Source organism: Thiospirillum jenense, from assembly GCF_014145225.1.
Classification (GTDB): Bacteria; Pseudomonadota; Gammaproteobacteria; order Chromatiales; family Chromatiaceae; genus Thiospirillum; species Thiospirillum jenense.
The window spans coordinates 13,056-34,138 of record NZ_JABVCQ010000011.1 but is presented as its reverse complement, the minus strand read 5'-3'; the positions used below and the strand labels follow the sequence as shown (position 1 = coordinate 34,138).

The 21,083-nt window shown below is 47.2% G+C and carries 17 protein-coding genes and 1 tRNA gene; 5 read left to right on the top strand and 13 right to left on the bottom strand.

All coding sequences use genetic code 11. The annotated features are described in order from the left end of the window. Window positions 1-64 precede the first annotated feature (64 nt). The 4 genes from infC to HUK38_RS06500 form a co-directional block, all read right to left on the bottom strand. On the bottom strand, window positions 65-583 hold the full coding sequence (gene infC / locus HUK38_RS06515; protein WP_182583591.1) for a translation initiation factor IF-3: 519 nt from the start codon (window positions 581-583) through the stop codon (window positions 65-67). A 186-nt stretch (window positions 584-769) separates the two neighbouring features. After that, window positions 770-2,683 carry a threonine--tRNA ligase gene (gene thrS / locus HUK38_RS06510; RefSeq protein ID WP_182583590.1) on the bottom strand — a complete coding sequence of 638 codons (1,914 nt, stop codon included), beginning with the start codon at window positions 2,681-2,683 and terminating at the stop codon, window positions 770-772. Window positions 2,684-2,879: 196 nt separating this feature from the next. After that, window positions 2,880-2,956, bottom strand: a tRNA-Val gene (locus HUK38_RS06505). A gap of 61 nt (window positions 2,957-3,017) precedes the next feature. Further along, complete coding sequence (locus HUK38_RS06500; RefSeq protein WP_182583589.1) at window positions 3,018-5,912, bottom strand: class I SAM-dependent DNA methyltransferase; 2,895 nt, start codon at window positions 5,910-5,912, stop codon at window positions 3,018-3,020. Window positions 5,913-6,239: 327 nt separating this feature from the next. On the opposite strand from HUK38_RS06500, the gene HUK38_RS06495 reads away from it, so the two are divergent. The 3 genes from HUK38_RS06495 to HUK38_RS15085 all read left to right on the top strand — a co-directional run bounded on the left by HUK38_RS06495 (window position 6,240) and on the right by HUK38_RS15085 (window position 9,641). After that, window positions 6,240-7,049 (top strand): BRO family protein, encoded by an 810-nt coding sequence (locus HUK38_RS06495; protein WP_182583518.1) that lies wholly within the window; start codon window positions 6,240-6,242, stop codon window positions 7,047-7,049. Between the two features lie 83 nt (window positions 7,050-7,132). Beyond that, window positions 7,133-8,368 (top strand): glycosyltransferase, encoded by a 1,236-nt coding sequence (locus HUK38_RS06490; RefSeq protein ID WP_182583517.1) that lies wholly within the window; start codon window positions 7,133-7,135, stop codon window positions 8,366-8,368. Between the two features lie 616 nt (window positions 8,369-8,984). Beyond that, window positions 8,985-9,641: an IS630 family transposase gene (locus HUK38_RS15085; RefSeq protein ID WP_338065374.1), complete on the top strand. Its 657-nt coding sequence runs from the start codon at window positions 8,985-8,987 to the stop codon at window positions 9,639-9,641. 89 nt (window positions 9,642-9,730) lie between these two features. Here HUK38_RS15085 and HUK38_RS06480 read toward each other — a convergent pair whose 3' ends face one another. From HUK38_RS06480 to mgtE, 3 genes are all read right to left on the bottom strand, one after another. Then, complete coding sequence (locus HUK38_RS06480; protein WP_182583516.1) at window positions 9,731-10,717, bottom strand: HPP family protein; 987 nt, start codon at window positions 10,715-10,717, stop codon at window positions 9,731-9,733. Window positions 10,718-10,810: 93 nt separating this feature from the next. Continuing rightward, window positions 10,811-11,596, bottom strand: coding sequence for a hypothetical protein (locus tag HUK38_RS06475; RefSeq protein WP_182583515.1), 786 nt, complete (start codon window positions 11,594-11,596; stop codon window positions 10,811-10,813). Window positions 11,597-11,715: 119 nt separating this feature from the next. Beyond that, window positions 11,716-13,158, bottom strand: coding sequence for a magnesium transporter (mgtE, locus tag HUK38_RS06470; RefSeq protein ID WP_182583514.1), 1,443 nt, complete (start codon window positions 13,156-13,158; stop codon window positions 11,716-11,718). Between the two features lie 460 nt (window positions 13,159-13,618). Here mgtE and secF point away from each other — a divergent pair, with 460 nt between their 5' ends. Continuing rightward, the gene (secF, locus tag HUK38_RS06465) at window positions 13,619-14,599 is read left to right on the top strand and encodes a protein translocase subunit SecF (RefSeq protein WP_182583513.1); all 981 of its coding nucleotides are present in this window, start codon (window positions 13,619-13,621) and stop codon (window positions 14,597-14,599) included. Between the two features lie 71 nt (window positions 14,600-14,670). Further along, window positions 14,671-15,213 carry an NADH-quinone oxidoreductase subunit B family protein gene (locus tag HUK38_RS06460; protein ID WP_182583512.1) on the top strand — a complete coding sequence of 181 codons (543 nt, stop codon included), beginning with the start codon at window positions 14,671-14,673 and terminating at the stop codon, window positions 15,211-15,213. A 96-nt stretch (window positions 15,214-15,309) separates the two neighbouring features. Here HUK38_RS06460 and HUK38_RS06455 read toward each other — a convergent pair whose 3' ends face one another. From HUK38_RS06455 to HUK38_RS06430, 6 genes are all read right to left on the bottom strand, one after another. Beyond that, window positions 15,310-16,560, bottom strand: coding sequence for a NupC/NupG family nucleoside CNT transporter (locus HUK38_RS06455; RefSeq protein WP_182583511.1), 1,251 nt, complete (start codon window positions 16,558-16,560; stop codon window positions 15,310-15,312). Window positions 16,561-16,587: 27 nt separating this feature from the next. Beyond that, entirely contained in the window at window positions 16,588-17,238 is a 651-nt protein-coding gene (locus HUK38_RS06450; protein WP_182583510.1) for a gamma-butyrobetaine hydroxylase-like domain-containing protein, read from the bottom strand. Between the two features lie 3 nt (window positions 17,239-17,241). Then, window positions 17,242-17,766 (bottom strand): 3-hydroxyacyl-[acyl-carrier-protein] dehydratase FabA, encoded by a 525-nt coding sequence (gene fabA / locus HUK38_RS06445; protein WP_194374848.1) that lies wholly within the window; start codon window positions 17,764-17,766, stop codon window positions 17,242-17,244. A gap of 288 nt (window positions 17,767-18,054) precedes the next feature. Further along, on the bottom strand, window positions 18,055-18,279 hold the full coding sequence (locus HUK38_RS06440; protein ID WP_182583509.1) for a FeoC-like transcriptional regulator: 225 nt from the start codon (window positions 18,277-18,279) through the stop codon (window positions 18,055-18,057). Continuing rightward, window positions 18,273-20,621: a Fe(2+) transporter permease subunit FeoB gene (feoB, locus tag HUK38_RS06435; RefSeq protein WP_182583508.1), complete on the bottom strand. Its 2,349-nt coding sequence runs from the start codon at window positions 20,619-20,621 to the stop codon at window positions 18,273-18,275. Before feoB ends, HUK38_RS06440 begins: the two co-directional genes overlap by 7 nt. Further along, window positions 20,621-20,890, bottom strand: a complete 270-nt coding sequence (locus HUK38_RS06430) for a FeoA domain-containing protein (protein WP_182583507.1) — start codon at window positions 20,888-20,890, stop codon at window positions 20,621-20,623. The genes feoB and HUK38_RS06430 overlap by 1 nt, the downstream gene beginning before the upstream one ends. Window positions 20,891-21,083 lie beyond the last annotated feature (193 nt).

The window sequence follows — 21,083 nt, the reverse complement described above, 5'->3', positions numbered from 1 at the left end:
CCCCGCTGATTGTCGTATTCAGTGTGACATTGCGTGTGCAATAGTCAATTATTCCACAACACAATTATTTCTTTTTCGGGCCAAACACCATAATCATTTGTCGGCCTTCCATCAGCGGCTGTTGTTCAACAATACCAACAGCGGCAAGATCATTTTCAATTCGGCGTAAAAACTCAACCCCCAATTCCCGATGCGCATGTTCACGCCCGCGAAAACGCATTGTCACCTTCGCTTTATCACCTTCATTCAAAAAGCGAATTAAACTGCGTAACTTCACTTGATAATCGCCTTCATCCGTGCCGGGGCGAAACTTCACTTCCTTAATTTGCACTTGCTTTTGCTTGCGCTTGGCTTCGGCTTTCTTCTTTTTCTGATCGAATAAAAATCGCCCGAAATCCATTAAACGGCAGACCGGCGGTTCAGCCGTCGGGACAATTTCAACCAGATCAAGCCCCGCTTCCGTGGCTTTTTGCAGCGCCGCGTATAAACTCACCACGCCGATTTGATCCCCTTCAGCGCCAATGAGGCGAACTTCAGCCGATGAAATTTCCTCATTAACACGATTACGTTTTGGTGCAGCGATAGTCGTTTCCTCCGATGTGTTTTTACCATTCGCTCAAGTGGCCAAAAACACCGTTTTAACCACTGCGATCATTCAATCTCATTTAGACAAGTTGATGAGATTTATTTCAGTTTATCTATTGAAGCGCAGCACAAATCAGCATTGTACAATACGACAAGTCCGCACTTGATTAATTAAAAAGGTGAATTAACGGCGCGTCTGCACTGCGTCAGTTAATAATGCAACTAGCGCTGCCGGCGTCTGACTGCCTAAATCTTCACCCGCCCGACTGCGTAATGATAAGGTCGCGGTTTCCATTTCCCGATCACCCACGACGGCCAAATACGGCACGCGCTGCAAGGTATGCTCACGAATCTTAAACCCAATTTTTTCATTTCTCAAATCAACTGCCACGCGGAATCCTTGACTGCGCAATTCATTCGCAATTTGATTCGCATACGCGGCGTGACGGTCGGTGATGTTTAATACCACCACCTGCACTGGCGCTAACCAAACCGGTAATGCGCCGGCGTAATGTTCAATTAAAATGCCAATGAACCGCTCTAATGAACCCAGAATAGCGCGATGCACCATGACCGGTGTTTGTTTGCTATTATTTTCGGCGATGTAATACGCACCCAAGCGCCCGGGCATTGAAAAATCCACTTGAATTGTCCCGCATTGCCAATTGCGGCCAATGCTATCACGCAAAGTAAATTCTATTTTCGGCCCGTAAAAAGCGCCCTCGCCCGGCTGCACCCGAAATGCTAATGATTTAGCGGTGAGTGCCTGCTCTAATGCCAATTCACCCTTATCCCACAACACATCACTACCGACGCGCTGTTCGGGGCGTAATGATAATGCCAAATCAATCTGATCGAAACCAAAATCGTGATAAGTTTCAAATACGATGTCAATTAACACCGCAACCTCAGCGGCTAATTGATCTTCGGTGCAAAACACATGCGCATCATCTTGCGTAAAGCGCCGCGCCCGCATCAAACCGTGCAAAGTTCCCGACGGTTCACTGCGATGCACCACGCCAAATTCTGCTAACCGTAACGGCAGATCGCGGTAGCTTTTTAATCCTTGGTTATAAATCTGAATATGTCCAGGGCAATTCATGGGTTTAATGGCGTAATCGCGCTCGTCTAATTGCGTCGTGAACATGCCGCCGGCGAATTTATCCCAATGCCCCGACCGTTCCCATAAACTGCGATCTAATACTTGCGGCGTTTCCACTTCTTGATAATCGTATTGCGCTAATTTATCGCGCATGTATTGTTCAATTAACCGATAAATCACCCGCCCGCGCTGGTGCCAAAACGCCATGCCCGGCGCTTCATCTTGAAAATGGAATAAATCTAATTGCTTCCCTAATTTACGATGGTCGCGTTTTTCAGCTTCTTCTAATCGGTGCAAATAAGCGTTTAATTCTTTTTTATCCCGCCACGCCGTGCCATAAATGCGTTGCAACATGGGATTACGCGCATCGCCCCGCCAATACGCGCCTGCCACTTTGGTTAATTTGAATCCATCACCGAGGCGGCCGGTACTGGGCAAATGCGGCCCGCGACATAAATCAAACCAATTGCCCTGCCGATAAATGGATACGTCATCGCCCGGGGCAATTAACTCATCAATAATGGCGACCTTGTAAGTTTCGCCCAAGTCATTAAATATCTGCCGCGCCTGGTCACGCGACCATATTTCACGTTGAATGGATAAATCTTGCGCAACAATGGTGTGCATTCGCTGTTCAATGGCAATTAAATCTTCCGGCGTGAATGGTTGATCGCGGGCAAAATCATAATAAAAGCCATCTTCAATTGCCGGTCCAATGGTGACTTGCGTACCGGTATATAATTCCTGCACCGCCTGCGCCATGACATGCGCGGCATCATGTCTTAATAATGGTAACGCATCGTCATCTTTGCGCGTAATAATGGCAACGGTCGAGTCTTCATTTAATAAGTAATTCACATCCACCAATTGCCCATTCACTCGCCCGGCGAGCGCCGCTTTCGCCAATCCCGCACCAATGGCGGCGGCGACGGCGTGAACGGTGAGCGGGGCATCAAAGGTGCGCGTTGAGCCATCGGGGAGGGTGATCGTCGGCATGGAAAACAACCTGCAATTGTATAGCGTAGTCGCCACCTTTGACCAGTTGCGGCCGCGGCGGGCGCTGGCGGGGACTGTGGCGGCGGGTAGTGCGATGAAGTGTGGCATAAAAAAACCGCCAGCTTAAACCGAGGAAGCTGCACGAGTCGCGGGCGGTGATCGTGCAAATTCAGTGGCTTGCTGACGGTTTCAGTGTTGGTAGGCGCGAGTGGGCTCGAACCACCGACCCCCACCATGTCAAGGTGGTGCTCTGACCAACTGAGCTACGCGCCTGTCGTTACGCGGATAAGAATAGCGCTACTCGCGGCGGTTGGCAAGCAAAAAATTGAATGGGTTATTCAATATACGATGCGCAGCGCGCTAGATTCAATTGTAATAACCGCTGCAAAATCGCCGCTTCATTCAATTCAGTTTCCCAAGCATACGCGGCCGCCACTGCTTGATCTAATTGCTGATGTGCATTCACCAACCACGCTGGTTGTTGATTATACAAATTGGTCAGGGTGCGCTGTTTTAATTGCGCAGCGTAGTCGGGTTTGGCAATGATGCGATCAGGATAACCGGCCACGACTTCGGGTACGCGATCAATCCACTCGGGCGGATTTAACCAATGATTGCGCAGTTGATTTAATTGATGCGCGGCTTCGGCAATGGCAATGGCATGAGCGCGGTATTCACTGGCGACGCTGGGAATGATGGCGCCGCTTTCTAATGTTTCAATTGCATGGCTGGCGGTGTCGGCGGGGGTTAATCCAATTGGAAAGGGGAAGGTTTCAAAGGTGGTGGTTGGCGTGTAGCGCGGCGTTGTGCCTAAACTGGTGCCCATTTTTAATGACCACAATTGATGAAAACACGAATGCAAAATACCGAAAGTGGTGTCGTCGGCGCGGGAAATAACAATCAATGCTTGATCTGCGAGTATTTGAGTACTGAGCCAAACAAAAAAACGATGTTTTGCTGTCAATGATGTGACAATTACGCGGAAATATCCTTTAATCGCACGACGTAATCCGGGTCGCGCCTCTTCATGTATCCACCATTTTCGTCGTGTTTTCTCACGTCTAACTGTCTCACGATAGGATTTAACATGATCCAAAAGGTATTGAAATGGCATTTCATATAAAGATGCTTGTATTTCTGAGATATCAATGCCGAAGTCAATAATCCAAGTGTCAGATACATGACCCGTAATGTCTTTTCCATTTCTCCAAGGTTTGAGAACATCGCTATTGGGATGTCCGTGTGGATTAGGAATTTGCAGCCATGATCGTGCAAGATCACCGCAAATATCAAAAGCACCGTATTTTTTCGTTCCTTGAAAACTTACTCTTACATTTTCTTTTAATGGTTTCGCCGTTGTGACATCCATTTTTATTTCACTTGAACCCGCTGTTAAATCTGCATAAATCACCGCCACGCGCTCATCATTTAATACCGGCGGCGTTTTTATTTCGCCAAAACTAATTAAACTCACCCGCACTGCCGCGCCGTCATTCACCCAGGGTTCATCTGACCAGGCATTAAAAATCCGCGTTGTTTGGCAAATCTGATCTAATACTTTGCGATTAGACCCGCCGCGAATTGAATTGGTTGACACCAGACCGGCCGCCCGTGCTTTGCCAGTTTCTATTTGCGTTCGCGCCTTTTCAAACCAATAACAGACCAAATCCGCCCCCGCCGGTACTCGCCCGTCATAAATGGTTTCTAATGCCGCAAAATAATCATCCCCTAATAACCCGCGCTTTTTACTGCCGCCTAAAAACGGCGGATTGCCAATAATCACATCGGCTGTTGGCCATTCGGGTTCACTGCCATCTGCATTCACCACTGCATCACGCTGTTCAATGATGTTAATTGGTTTTAAGATCGGATTTTTTGATAAAGAAAACCCATGTTGCAACATCCACTGAATCTCACCAATCCACACCGTCACCCGCGCCAATTCGGCCGCGTAATGATTCTTTTCAATCCCCAACACATTATGCGGACTGACGGTTGGAAAGGCGCGCATTAACCCGAATTGTTCACCGGCTAAAATAATTTCATGCTCTAAATCTTTTAAGCCTTTTAATGCCAAGAATAGAAAATTACCCGAACCGCAGGCCGGATCCAAGACGTGAAATTGATTTAACCGCTCCAACATTCCAGTCAAAAGCGCCCGCAATTTAGTCAATTGTTTATCACGCACGGCGGGCGATTTCGCCGCGTCTGCCGCCGTTTTTAATTGCAGCATTTCTTTTTGTACGCTCTGCCATTCTTTACGCAATGGCATTAACACCACCGGCGCCACCAATCGCATAATTGAATTGGGATCGGTGTAATGCGCACCCAATTGCGCCCGCTGTTTTGGATCAAGCCCGCGCTCGAATAACGTCCCGAAAATGCTCGGTTCAATCGCAGACCAATTCAATTTAGTGAATGAATGCAGCGTTTTCAAATCTGCCGTTTCTAATGGCAACGGCTGCACCTCGGCAAATAACCCGCCATTAAACCAATCAATTGCTTCTGATCCAAATAACCCGCCCGGCGCCATCGTATTTAATAAACTGGTCAACATCTGTTCAACTTGCGCGGGATATTTCAAGCCATTTTCTAATAACCGCGTGAACAATTGATTCGGCAATAACCCAATATCTTGCGCAAATAAACAGAATAATAATTTTTGACTAAAATGCGCCACCGCGGCCGAATCATGGCCGCGCTGACGCAACGCCGCCGCCCATTCACTGAATTGGCGCGCTGCTCTTTCGGTTAATGCCGCCGTCGTATCAATTGGCCGCAATTTTTCAGGATCAGAAAACGCCCATTTTAATAACTGCAACTTGGACGGATCGCGCAGGTCATTTAATGTCAGCGTGTATTGATCCGGCACCGTGCCAGTAAAGACCGTGTGAATAATGATTTGCGCCATATCAGAGACAATCAATAACGGTGGATGATTCAACGCCGGTGCATAAAATTGCAATCTTTTTAATGCCTGATCTAAGTTTTTACCCGCACTTTTATATTCCCAGCCGAAATGACCATCTTTCCATACATCCGCCCAGCCTTTACCGCCGGTGGTTTTAATCGTGCCATGTTCAAAACAATAAACCGCGCCGGTTGGATCAGCCGCAGCTGGTGTTAATTCATCTAATAATTGACACAGATCGCAAAAATGTTCTTGCGCGGCCGAGCTTTCTTTTAAGGTGGTGCGCTGCCATTTAATGATGAATTCGTCGGGAGTCATGGGATTGGTCACGCGGGAATTGATTGGAGCAGGCGCTATTATGAACGCGGACTGCTATTTTGTCATGTCAGCGCGGGCGGGAGTGAAAAAAAGCGGGGGGAATGATTGACAAGCCTAATGAGATGGGTTTAATGTACTGATTGGTGCTTCAGACACACCTCATAGCGGTTAATCGCCCCGTCAGTCATGCGATTTTATTTTGCGCAATTGCGTCTAGTTTATGCCGGGGTGCGGCGATATATTTGAATAAGCCCGCCGTCTATGAGCGGTCTGAAGCCCCGGCGCCAGTTTCTGGCATCAATTCAGAAAACTCATAGGAGACACATCGTGTCTAATCAAATCATTCCGTTCTTTTTTCCCGAATCAGATGGTATTCAACGCGAAGTGCGCGTCATTATGCGCGACGGTGAACCCTGGTTTGTGTTGCGTGATTTATTGGTAGCGATGGGATCCAAAACCACTACGACTAATGCTTTATCCTCGATAAAACAAGGACTTGACGAGGGGTATTCCAACGAAATACCCCTTGAAACCGTAGGCGGAGTACAACAAATCATCGTCGTTGCCGAGCCTGCTGCAACCTACCTTGTCGCCCGCAGCAATACCGAACAAGGGCGAAAACTCAATCGTTTTATTCATATTGAAGTATTGCCGTCAATTCGCAAAACTGGGCATTACAACCATCAACCCAATACCAACTCAATTATTATAAAAGTCGAAGAAGCGCAAACATCTTTTGCGTGTTTTTATTCGGTAGGTAAATTGTGCGGTTTTGAAAACAACCTATTGATTTTGAGTGCCAATCAAGCCACGTTCAAAATCACGGGTATTAACTTATTGGAATTGATGGACTGCACCCATCTCATTGCATCCAAACAAGAAGCATTATTGGTGGTATCCGATATTGCGCTGCGATTGGATTGCAAAAAACGCGAAGTCAATCCGTTGTTAATGAGTGCCGGTTTAGAAATAGCCTGCCGCGATCATAAAAACAGATTGTATTATGAATTAACCCCATTAGGGCAGCAGTTTGGTGTTTATCTTGACACGGGTAAACGGCATCAGGACGGTACGCCAGTGCGGCAAATCAAATGGCACACGAGCATTATTGAGTTTTTGCAAACGTCGGTGCATTAATCATTGGTTGTGATTTAAGCGTTCCCATGTCCCAGCGTGGGAACGATCAATTTGACTTAATACAATTTTCGTATCATTTTATTATGGCAAATATCCTGTTCGTTCACCAAAACTTTCCCGGTCAATTCAAACATTTGGCACCAGCATTAGCCCGTTCTCATTCGGTGCGGGCGCTGGTATTACGCAATGCACCCATCACAAATTGGCAGGGTGTCACAATTCATCCTTATCAAGTACAGCGCGGCACTTCACCCACTGTTCATCCCTGGGTAAGCGATTTTGAAACCAAAGTCATTCGCGCAGATGCGGCTTTTCGTGCGGCACTGGTATTAAAAAACGCCGGTTACAATCCCGATCTAGTTATTGCGCATCCGGGGTGGGGCGAGAGTTTATTTATTAAAGAAGTCTGGCCTAATGCCACGCTGGGTATTTATTGTGAATTCTTTTATCATGCCAATGGTGCGGATGTCGGTTTTGATCCAGAATTCCCGCCGGCTGATTGCGGTAATTCATGTCGGTTGCGCTTAAAAAACCTTAATTCTTTATTGCATTTTGAAACCGCCGATGCTGGATTAGCGCCCACGCAATGGCAAGCGAATACCTTTCCATTGCCATTCCGTCATCAGATTCGCGTGATTCACGATGGAATTGATACCAATACACTCATTCCAAATGCGCAGGTGAGCGTGACGTTAAATGGGCAATTAACCCTCACGCGCCACGATGAAGTCATTACCTTTGTGAATCGCAATTTAGAACCTTATCGCGGCTATCATCAATTCATGCGGGCGCTGCCAGAATTATTACAGCGCCGCCCAGCAGCGCGGGTGTTAATTGTCGGCAATGATGGCGTGAGTTATGGCGCTGCGCCGCCAGCGGGTCAAACGTGGAAAAACATTTTTATTCAAGAAGTGCGGCCGCGTATTCCCGATCACGATTGGGCGCGAGTGCATTTTTTGGGCAGCATTCCTTACCCGGCCTTTATTGCGTTATTGCAATTAAGTCGGGTACATGTGTATTTGACTTATCCGTTTGTATTGAGTTGGAGTTTATTAGAAGCGATGAGTGTGGGCTGCGCCATTGTCGCCAGTGATACCGCCCCGCTGCGGGAAGTAATTCAACCGGCAAATAATACCGGGCGCTTGGTTGATTTCTTCGATCAGCGCGGGTTAATTGAGATGATTTGCACGTTGCTTAACGACGCGGCATTGCGCGATCAATTGGGTCAGCAGGCGCGATTATTTGCACAAACGCATTATGATTTAACCCAAGTGTGTTTGCCGCAGCAATTGGCTTGGGTGAATGAGTTATTAAGCTAAACTGACGATATTTTGTAGAGGTTTTTATGAATGAAGTTGAAGCAATTGCGGCGCGGATTCGTGATTTACCATTAAAAGATTTTGCCAGACAGGTAAATTGAATCAGATGATTGAAAAAGCGCGTATCGAATTTGCGCGAGGACAAGTTAAAAAATTGTGAAAAACTATACCTCGTCATCAACATTTACACTCCTGAATCAGGTTTTCGGATTTTAGATTAAAGAGATTGGCAAAGAACCGATTGAGTGACATTATTTTACGATGATTGATTACACCCTCAATGATAAAGAACTCAAGGAATTGCATACGGCACATCGCCAAGCGCGAGATAGTCGTGATGCGTATCGCATTAACGCAGTGATTTTGCTTGCGTAAGGGAGGACAGTAGCGGATATTGTTAATGGATTCTGACACGGTACGCAATCATTTCAAGCGTTATCGTTAAGGTGGTTTGAAATAGTTATTGCAAGTTAACTATGTCAGCACTGAGCCTTATCTGAGTCGTGAATAATTAAATGAACTCGATTTACAGTGGCAACATCGCCTTTATTTGACTGCAAAATAAGTTGCACACTGGGTTAAAAAACAATGGCAAGTTTGTTATACACCAAGCGGTATAACGGCTGTACTTCGGCGTCTTAGTTATGTTTATAAAAAGCCTCGTTTAGTTCCTGATGCAGTCAAATTAGAAGTGCAAGAACTGTTTGTCAAAAATTACAAAAAACTCAACAAAAACAAAGATAAAGTTGTGTTGTTTATGGATGCTATCCATCCGCAGTACCAGCCAATTTCAGCGCATAGCTGGATTAGATGTGGTCAAGAAATGCCAGTTAAAACGAATAACAGCCGGAAACGACTGAATATTCACGGCGCGATTGAAATTAATAGCTTAACGCCAGTCATCCGTTTTGAAAATACAGTTAACACGTCTTCTACTATCAAATTACTTGATAAAATAGAAGACACATTTCCTCATGCTAAATCGATTACGATTATTTGTGATAATGCGACTTACTATCGCGCTAAAGCTGTTAAAGAGCATATAAAAGATTCACGAATAAAATTGCTATTTATTCCGGCTTGTTCGCCCAATCTTAATTTAATTGAATGGCTTTGGAAATTTTTCAAAAAACAAATTCTTTATAATAAGTATTATTCTTGTTTTGGAATGTATGAAGATGCTTGTCACGATTTTTTCCAAAATCTTGACTGGTGGGCTGTGCAATTGCGACCTTTGTTAACCGAGAATTTTGAGATCATCCGTCATTATTAAAACGGACGAAAATTGGTATTTAGTGAGTATATCTTTCGCAATATTTGCGGCAATTTTAATCGTAGTGACACTAAAACAAGTGGGTGCATTCACTGATTATTAGTTTCCACGCATTCATCATCCACTGGCCGCCAGGAGTTTTCATCTCGAATGACTTCATGCGCTGCCCAGCGTTGAAAATCAATCAATTCTAAACGCCCATCACTGCGGCGGCGGTGGCCGGTCACACGTCTAAATGAAACGTATTGTGTTTGCGTCATATCATCTATTTGAATACGCAACACTTGCCGCACCTCCCAATCACTGCCAAAGCGGCCATTGCTATAATAATGACCAACAGCAATGATTGGCGGCGCTATTCTGTGTGACAATGCGACCTGCTGAGTAGCGAGTTCATAAATGCGCAATAAATCTTGTTCACTAATGTCAATGTAAGAATCGATTTGACTTAATGCCGCAACCAAATGCGCATGTTCAATTATCGGCGGCTGATAGTGTGAATGCGTATTGACGACAGGTACAGGTGGGCGCGGAATTAACGCGGCTGGATAGCGGCGCCACCGAAATAATCCGTTGAAGGCAAAAGCGATAATTAACAATACCAATACATTTAATCCCACTGGCAGCAGCACGAATTGATACCCGAGCGCGTGAATGGCATCACCACCAATGACCGCAGTTAATGCCGTCGCCCCGCCGGGTGGGTGAATACAGCGTAATAAGTGCATGACGCCAATTGATAAACCAACAGCAATGGCGGCACTCCACCATTGCGTACCTAACCACTGCGCGCAACTGACACCAATCACCGCTGATAATAAATGTCCCGCAATGAATGGCCAGGGTTGTGATAATGGCCCGTGCGGTACGGCGAATAACAACACCGCCGATGCACCCATTGATGCAATTAATAAGGGTGTCCCAGTTGCATTCGGCAACAGTGCTTGACTGATTAACACCACTGCCGCAATGCCAATCGCACCGCCTAATGCAGAAATCAATTTTTCTGTCACACTGACGACGGTTAGATTAATACCTAATAAATCAAATAACCAGCGGCGGCGGGAATGCTGCATACGATTTATCTCCAAAGTGTATTAATATTTTGCGTCATTCTTAATTGAATTGGCAAATTGCTAACACGTTTTTATCATGTGTGATTCTTGTGATTATTCGCTGCTTAATTCTGGTGGAAAACCCGCCGGCGTCGTATATGACCAGGTGTGCGGATCAAAAAGAAAAACCCATGGCTTGGGTGAGACTGGTTGACCTTTGATTTTACCTTTAAGCGTTAATAATAAAGGAAACACCGGCTGGTCAATTTGGGCGCTATCTGTTTCCAAATGGCTCGTCACATCAGTGATTAAACACGCCGTTTCTTCATCGCAACTGCCCGCATCGTTCATATCAGCGGGAATGTTTAATAGGCTAATTTTTTCCCCATGCGGTGCAAGAATTGAATAATTTGAAACGGTGACACCTTGTCCAGTGTAGCCCTCTTTTGTAACCCAACCCCAATAATGATTGCGGCCTAATTTAATCCACAACCAATCGGCAGGTGGATGCCCCCAGCTACCCATGTCTAATTTGGGTGAAGCGGCAATGATGCTGGCTTTCTCATTGTCTAAATCGAGAATAAAGGCACCAACCATCCCAGTGCTGCTGTGAGAATTATAGTCCTGTACCTCGCCATTGATAATCGCAATACAGCTGCCAGTTAATAAGAGATACAAGCGCGTTTCTTGTGGTGTTTTTAATTGATCTTGACGTTTGATATTTAAACAACAGATGTCTTCACTCATATCAACCCGCGCCCGCCAACAGCTCTTTTGTGTATCATAACTATCATAAAATTTAGATAGCACCATATCCACTGGCGATGCGGCTTGAGCAATTGGAGGCAATAATACTATGCTGGCCGCACTGGCTAAAAATAACCCCGCGTGTTTATTCATTGTGTTCTCCAAATTGGCGGTTGACGAGTATTGAAACGAACGGCGTTTGTAACGACTATTTAAGTATTAAAGGCGATTGTATTGCCGCGAGTGCCGCTATTAATCACGTTCACCATCATTTATAATAATACCAATGTTGCCAGACCTAAAAAGATTAAAAACCCGCCGGCATCGGTGAGCGCGGTAATTAAGACTGAGCCGCCGAGTGCCGGATCACGCCCGAAGCGTTGGCGAATGAGTGGAATGGTCACGCCCGCCGTTGCAGCGAGTAATAAATTGAGCGTCATCGCAGCTACCATGACTAACCCCAATTTAAGATTGTCATATAACCACCAGGCTAATAATCCAATGACGTTGCCCCAAATGATACCGTTAATTAACGCCACGCCTAATTCTTTACGCAATAGCCGCCATAATGCCGTTGGTTGCACCTGTCCCATTGCAATGGCGCGCACGATCATCGTAATGGTTTGATTACCCGCATTCCCGCCAATTCCGGCAACAATCGGCATTAACGCCGCTAATGCAACCAATTTTTCAATTGTCCCTTCAAATAATCCAATCACCCGCGATGCAATAAAAGCTGTGACCAAGTTAATTGCCAACCACGCCCAGCGGTTTTTTAATGATTGCAAAATCGGTGCAAATATATCTTCTTCTTCACGCAAGCCCGCTTGATTCAAAATTTCGGCTTCTGAGGTTTCGCGTAAATAATCTACCACATCCGCAACCGTTAATCGCCCAATTACGCGCTGTTCGCTATCAATGACCGGCACTGACACCAAATCATAGCGTTCAAATAAATTAGCCGCGCCATCCGCAGCATCTTCCGGTGCAAAACTTAATACAGTTTTTTGCTGCATCACGGTTGCCACCGTCACCTCGGGATCATTAATTAACAACGCCTCCAACGTTAATACCCCGCGCAAATGTGCTTGGCGATCTACGACAAATAACTTATCAGTATGATCCGGCAACGCATCAAAGCGCCGCAAATAACGCAAAACCACTTCTAATGACACATCCTCGCGCACCTGTACTAAATCAAAATCCATTAACGCCCCGACCGTGCCTTCGGGATACGACATCGCCGCCCGCACATGTTCGCGCTCCTCTTGATCGAGCGCCTCCAGCACCTCGCGCATGACTTCCGGCGGTAAATCTGGTGCTAAATCAGCGAGTTCGTCCGCATCGAGCCGCTTGGCCGCCGCCCGCAACTCGTCCGCATCCATCGTACCAATCAGGGTTTCGCGCACCGCATCCGACACCTCCAGCAAAATGTCGCCATCCTGATCGGCGCGCACCAAATCCCATACCACATGCCGATCAGCCAGCGGCAGCGCCTCTAAAATGCAAGCAATATCAGCAGCATGGAGTTGTTCCAGCTTGCGCCGCAACCGCGCCAAATTCTGCCGATGCGTAATGTGTTCAACTAATTGATGCTGCGGCATCGGCTGCCGCTGCACGAGGTTTTCTATTAACCTTTGACGCGATAATAGGCGTTCGACATCGCGCAAATGGCAATGAATCGCATCAGGATCGCGCAGTTTTAACGGGGACATGGTGAAAATTTACCTAAGTTGGAGCGGAGCGGGGAATAATGGCGTTATAATGCGCCTTTTTAATGGCAATGGTGGTTTAATGACCGTTATTCAGGCGTCAACTGACAGCTACTATGATAGTGTAAGCTAAAAATGGCTATCTTCTTGTAAAAAAACGTGTTTTATGCGCTGCCCTTGCCGATTCGGTGCTTTACCGATAGTATTGAGTTGGCCGTTTGCACAATAAAATTGTGTAATAATAGCGGCATTTTAGCACGGTTTTCTATTAATGTTGCTAATACTAACCCCGGTGGTTTTGCTGTATAGACATTGGCTTAAACCGAAATAGTCTAAAGCACTTTTATTAACCAACATGAGTGGTATCTTGCCAATTTCAACCACCAACTGGCAATACATTCATCACCAAACGCTCCACCTTTAATTCCTAACTTTCATTCTCAAACATTGCAGGCGTCAACGCATGGCTCATCTACGCATCATAAAAAACTTAAATATTGATTTCATGGGCAAACGGTTTGTTGCCATGACTGTTTCAGCAGTCACGCTCTTCGTGTGCCTATTATCCTTTGTCATTCAAGGATTGAATTTTGGATTAGACTTCACGGGCGGCACCGTTGTCGAAGTCGGTTATGCGAAACCCACTGAATTAGACACTGTGACCCGCGCATTAAATGATAATGGTTTCAACCATGCAATGGTGCAATATTTTGGGTCACGCCAAGATGTTTTAATTCGCTTGCCGCCACCCGCTGAGAATGACAATGATGCCGAAGAGAATAAACAACCAGAAACGCAAGCGATGCTCAGTAATCGGTTATTTCAGGTGCTGAGTAAAGCGGCCGACGGTCAACTAGAATTACGGCGGGTTGAATTCGTAGGGCCGCAAGTCGGCGCTGAATTGCGTGAACAGGGCGGCTTGGCCGTGTTGTTTGCGTTAATTGGCATTTTAATTTACGTTGCACTGCGATTTGAATGGCGGTTTGCCGTTGGCGCAGTGGCGGCAATTGTTCACGATGTGATTTTTACCGTCGGCATGTTTTCATTATTCTACATTCCCTTTGATCTGAACGTCCTGGCAGCAGTCTTAGCATTGAGCGGCTATTCATTAAATGACACCATTGTTATTTTTGACCGAGTCCGCGAGAATTTCCGCAAACAACGCAAAGGCACTGTGATTGAACTGATTAACCGCGCTATCAATGAAACCCTATCGCGTACCTTCATCACTGCCGGCGCCACGTTGTTAGTATTATTAGCACCGTTTTTCTTCGGCGGTGAAGCCTTATACGGGTTTTCATTGGTTCTCATTATTGGTATTTTTGTCGGTACCTATTCAACCATTTATGTAGCAACGGCAATTGTCGTGTGGCTTGGGACAACCAGAGCTGATTTAATACCACCCGTGACTAAAGAAGGTCAATTGGTTGATGACCGTCCGTAATGACATGCGGTAAAACAGTTTGAACACGCTGCGACTCATGTCGCAGCTTCTCATTAATAAAAGGAATCATTATGCTGCGCATTCTTAATCAGGCGCTCCGCACTGGGATCATGACCGAACCGGCGCCAACTGCCGATGAAGCCGAATTAGAACGGCTGGGTATTCATATTCGGCGTTATTTGGATGGTTATTTCTCTGGCAGTCTGGCGATTCGCCAAGTAGATGCGGGTTCATGCAATGGCTGTGAATTAGAAATTCATGCGCTGAATAATCCGTATCACGACATAGAACGCTTCGGGATTCATTTCGTTGCATCACCCCGCCATGCAGACGCTTTATTAGTCACCGGCCCCGTGACGCGCCACATGGAAACGGCATTGCGGCGTACTTGGCGGGCGACGCCGGCGCCAAAATTTGTTATTGCAGCAGGGACTTGCGCGTGTGATGGCGGTGAATTCGGCGCGTCCTACGCCAGTTGCGGGGCAGTGGAAACGGTTATCCCAGTGGACGTGAAAATCCCCGGGTGTCCACCGACTCCGGTTGTTTTATTAAAAGGTATTTTAGCGGCCATGCGTCATGTCATTACACCAGTAGTGCCGCGTGTCATTAGTTAAATAGGCGACGGTTGCATGTAATTTTCATTCACCACGCCGTGCGGTTGAATAAATTTTGCGTGATTTATGGCGGTGCGTTAAATCAATCAATAATCATTAGACCGTTAATCCCCCGACCAGCGCAGCAGTCATTAACGTGGTTAGCGTCCCAGCCAGCACTGCTTTGGGCGCTAAATTGACGATTTCATCACGTCGTTGTGGCGCTATGCTGGACAGCCCGCCAATTAAAATACCCATGCTGCCCAAATTAGCAAAACCGCACAGCGCATACGTCATAATTAAACGACTGCGTGGACTTAAAGCGTCAACAGGCAATTGCGCTAAATCAAGATACGCCAGCAGTTCATTCAACACTACTTTAGTGCCGAGTAGCCCACCGGCCGTCATTGATTCATGCCAGGGAATACCAATTAACCACGCCGCTGGTGCCATGAACCAACCTAATAACCGTTGCAAAGTGAATGGTTGTCCGGCGTAATCTGGCAGAAGGTTTAATAATGAATTGGCTAAATGCACTAATGCGACAAATACGACCAGCATGGCGGCAATGTTAATGAGTAAATTGATGCCGGCCAATGTCCCTTGCGTCACGGCGTCAATACTGGAGCGCGCCTGCTGCGGTGGTGTTAGGCTGCCAGCGGTATTGGTATTACCGAGTGGCACCATGATAGCGGCAATGATTAATGCACCCGGCGCATTCACTAATGACGCGGTGAGAATATGACCGAGTGCATCCGGTACGGCGGTCATTAAAAAACTGGCGTATAGCGCCATGACCGTACCGGCAATAGTGGCCATGCCACAGGTCATTACCGCAAATAATTCACCCCGATTCATGGCGGCGAGATACGGCCGAATAAATAAAGGCGCTTCCACCATACCGACAAAGACATTCGCGGCCGCCGCTAATCCAACTGCGCCGCCGATACTCATGGTGCGCTGCAATACGAATGAGATACCGCGTACGAGCCAGGGTAAAATACGCCAATAAAACAATAATGAAGAAAGCGCGCTGATGACTAATACCAACGGCAATACACGAAATGCCAAAATGAAACTGGCGTTGGTATTAATGATGTCAAATGGTGGAGTGCCACCGCTCAAATAACCGAATACAAAACTGGTGCCGGTTTGTGTGGCTTGTTGCAATGTGTCTAACACCTGATTTAATGCCAAAAACAGGTCTTTGAATAATGGTAACTTGAGCAATGTGATTGCCAAAATCAATTGCACACCCAAACCAGTGATGACTAATCGCCTAGGGAAATGCCGCCGTTCTTCACTGATTAACCAGGCTAATGTGAGAAATATGACTATACCGAATGCGCTTTGTAAACTGAGTAACATCGCCTGTTCATTATTGAAATGTGTTGATTAAATCAGCTCCGGCGTCTGCGGCTCAATCGGCGTCATTGGAACTAATCCAATTTCATCGCCATCCTGCAAGCGGGTAAAGGGTTCAGTGAATTGTTTATTCACGGTAACGCGCAATTGACCGGGTTGGAATAACGGTGTCATGCCGCGCCGCCGTTGCCCAAGCCAGGTTAATAAACTATTCACATCTACTACCGTTGCCGGCGCAATTACTTCTTCCGCTGTTTTGCGCATTTTTTTTGCTAACCAAGAGAAATACAGCAATTGCAAATGTTTATTGCCCGGCGCGGGTTCTTGACGCTGATAACCGCATTGTTTTAATTGCGTAAGATACTGCGCCCAATTCTCTTCATATTGCATCCCCAGCGCATACAGTGTTTCCCACGCATAAATACCGGTGTCGTCACCATCATCAAAACACAAGCGCACGGCGTATTGACCTTGCGGTTCAATCGCCGTGATATTCACCAATTCTTTGCCAACAATTGGGATGCCGGCGATGTGTGCGGCAGCCGGCGAAAAGACCCGCAAGTATTCACAGGGTAAATGAAAACAGGCGCCGTCATTAAAACAAATAGTTAAAACCCGTGACTTGCTGTGCAATTGCAATTCGCTGGGTAGATGCGGATATGACACGGAATCTGCCGTCATTCATTAAAATCCTTCAGTCGAAGTGAATAGCCCAACTCGCAAGTCTTTAGCGATATAAATCTCGCGTCCATCAACGTCCATGACGCCATCGGCAATCCCCAATACTAATTTGCGTGTAATTACCCGTTTCATTGAGACACGATAGCTGACTCGCGTTGCGGTCGGCAATACTTGACCGGTGAACTTCACTTCCCCCACGCCTAATGCGCGTCCGTGACCGGGATTGCCAATCCATGCTAAATAAAAACCAACAATTTGCCAAAACGCATCTAATCCTAAACAGCCGGGCATGACGGGATCGCCGGGAAAATGACATTGAAAAAACCACAGGTCGGGATGAATATCTAATTCGGCGACGATTTCACCGCGATTGTATTGCCCGCCTGTGTTACTAATCGTGGCAATACGATCCATCATTAACATATTCGGTACGGGTAATTGCGCATTGCCGGGGCCGAATAATTCGCCATAGCCACAAGACAGTAATTGAGCGCGGTCAAACGTATCGGTTTTTATTGGTTGAGTCATTAGCAGCAGTACAATTAAAAAGGTTAAAACCACGCGCCATAAGCGCCGTGAAACCGCTGGTGAATGCAGTCATGGATATTGCACGTTAACTGTGAACAATCAATTGGCAATATGCAAAACGGTTGCAGCGGGCGGTGACAATTGTACCCAAAAGTTGGCTAACAACGGTGACTGTCATTAACTGGTGTTGCGGTTGATCAAAAAATACTTTTTAATCAACTGGTTAGCGGGAGGTATTGCGCCAGCGCCGGCGGTGTTTATCCCGACGGCGCCAATTGATCGCGGTGATTATTCCACCCAGCGGTAGAATTCGCCCGCTTCTGGGGCGCATCCACTGCATTTGCCGCACCCGCTACAGGTGGCGGCGTTGGCAATGGTCGCTATGTTGCCGCGCCGCAGCCAAACCGCGCATACGCCGCGTGCAACATCAGGGGCGACGTCGAGATGCCGGGCAATCTCGGTCAAACTGGCAAAGGGGCGTTGCTGAAGATAACGCCGTACATTGGTTAGCATGTTGACTGCGCAGCCGACTGCGCCTCGGTGCGCCGCGCCCAGGTGCGTAACCCAGCCACGACGATCATAAAGGTGATGGTCAACCCGGCTAACCACGCGCCGCTTGACCAGGGGTGTTGTTCAAAGGTGGCGGCTTGATAAAACGCGGTTGCCACGAGGTAGGCAATGCCGGTTGTCCACGCCGCGACAAAGGCGGCCCAGGCGTTGCCGGCCTCGCGGACAACGGCGCCAATGGTGGCAATGCACGGAAAATACAGTAGGATAAACAATAAGTAAGCGAAGGCACCGGCGCGGCCGTCAAACCGCGCTTCCATCGCGCCAAAGGTGCCGGTGTTGATCGCCTGTTCTTCAGCGACCGCCTGCGGATCGTCCAGCTCGCCCACATCCAACCCCAGCGGATCACGCCAATTCTCCAACGCCGCCGTGAGATTGACTGGAATTGTGGCGGCGGCGTCGAGCAGCGCGGTGCTGAGGGAGGGCGGTTCGTCGGTATCTAACGTGGCAGGCGCTTGCTCGACAGCCAGTTGGCTATAGACGGTATCAAGCGTCCCGACCACGACCTCTTTCGCCAATACCCCAGAGACGATGCCCAATACCGCCGGCCAATTGTCTTCTGCAATACCGAGCGGTGCAAATAACGGCGTAAAGGTGCGGCTGACAGCGCTTAATACCGAGTGTTCACTATCGCTATGTAAACGCCCGTCCGTGCCAATAGAGTTGAGGAGATTGAGTGCTAATACGACGACCACAATGACACGCCCGGCGTTGACTAAAAAGAGCTTTAACCGATCCCAAGTACGCAATAAAATTCCGCGTAATGTTGGTAAATGATACGGCGGCAATTCCATCATAAAACCGCTGCTGCTGCCGACTAATAACGTGCGTTGCATCACCACACCAGTGAATAACGCTACCAAAATACCAATGACATATAATGCAAATACGACGTTCTGTCCTGAATGCGGAAAAAAGGCCGCGGCAAATAATACATACACGGGCAAACGTGCGCCACATGACATAAACGGATTCATTAAAATTGTCAATTTGCGCTCGCGTTCGTTTTCTAATGTTCGCGTGGCCATGACGGCGGGGACATTGCAGCCAAAACCAACGATTAACGGCACAAAGGCTTTGCCAGGTAAACCAATAGACCGCATGAAGCGATCCATGACAAACGCTGCCCGCGCCATGTAACCTGAATCTTCTAATGCAGATAAAAACAAATATAAACTGACAATGATTGGAATGAAGGTGGCGACTACTGTTAATCCGCCACCAATGCCGTCAGCGAGAATGAGTTGTAACCAATCTGGTGCGCCTAATAATACCAACCAGCGGCCGAATTCAGTGACAAAGAGTGCTTGTGCAGCGCCGTCAAAGAAATCAATAAAGGCACCGCCGATGTTAATGGTGAACACAAACATCGTGTACATGATGAATAGAAAAAACGGAATGCCCCAAATACGGCTTAATACCGCCCGATCAATCGCATCGGATAAATGCCGCCCCGCCCGCCCATGCTGGCGCACGACCCGTGCTGCTAACGTATGCGCATGATTAAAGCGGGTATCGGCAATATGAATATCGGCATCTTCACCTGACCGTTCGGCAATGGATGTGCGCCACATATTCACCGGTTGTATTAACTCTGATGGTAATAGCGCCATTGCTAACGAATCATTCTCTAACCATTTGAGTGCTAACCATCGCCCATTTTCAATGCGTCCAATGACCGTTGGAATCTGCGCGGCTAATGCCGTCACTGCTTGTTCGACGCATTCATCATGCGCTAATGCAAAACCACCTGATGCTTGACCGCTCGCCACCGCTAATGCCCGCGCACTTAATTCGGTAATGCCAGTTTTATTCACCGCCACCACTGGTATGACGGGGCAGCCTAATGCGTGTGCTAATTGTTCGGTATCAATTTGAATACCGTGTTTGGTGGCAACGTCCATCATATTTAATGCAACGACAATAGGAACCCCCATTTCTAACAATTGCACGGTAAAATATAAATGACGTTCTAAATTGCCCGCATCTAATACGTTAATAACTAAATCGGCATCGCGTGACAATAAATAATCACGCGTAATTTGTTCGTCTAATGACACCGCATCCAGCGAATAGATACCAGGCAAATCAATCACGCGCACGGCACGTCCATCTAATTCACACCGCCCTTCTTTACGCTCAACTGTAACCCCCGGCCAATTACCCGTTGTTTGGCGAATACCAGTCAGTGCATTAAATAACGCCGATTTACCGCAATTCGGATTACCCGCTAATGCAAGACGTAATGGACGGGCGCTATCGCTTTCTTCAGAGGCAGCAGTAGTCATTATTCCACCTCAGCTACGACAGTGTTTTCTAATGGCGTAACTAATAATTTTTCAACAATGCCGCCGCCGAGCGCGATGCGTGTTTCACCAGCGGCGACGACGAAGCCGCGCCCGCGCCGATGTTCGATGCGAATTTCGCTGCCGATGTGCAGCCCCAGTCCGAGCAGACGGCGGTTCAGATCGCGTCCGCCGGCGATGCGCACAATACGCGCAGTTGTGCCAAGTGGCAGTTCTGTAAGGGAATTTAGTTCAATAGTTGGTTGAGTCATAGTCACAATCCATTAATCAAGAAACGGTAAAGATGCAAACGATTCGCATTTAGTGTAGCGGATATGGAGCGAAGTGGAAAGGGAATCGGACATCGTTGCGATAAAAAAAGCGCGAGACCTAATCGGATTTTGATGGCTTGCCCGTGTCGCCAAAATTTTGCGGCAAAAAGTTGACAACCTATTGTCTTTATTG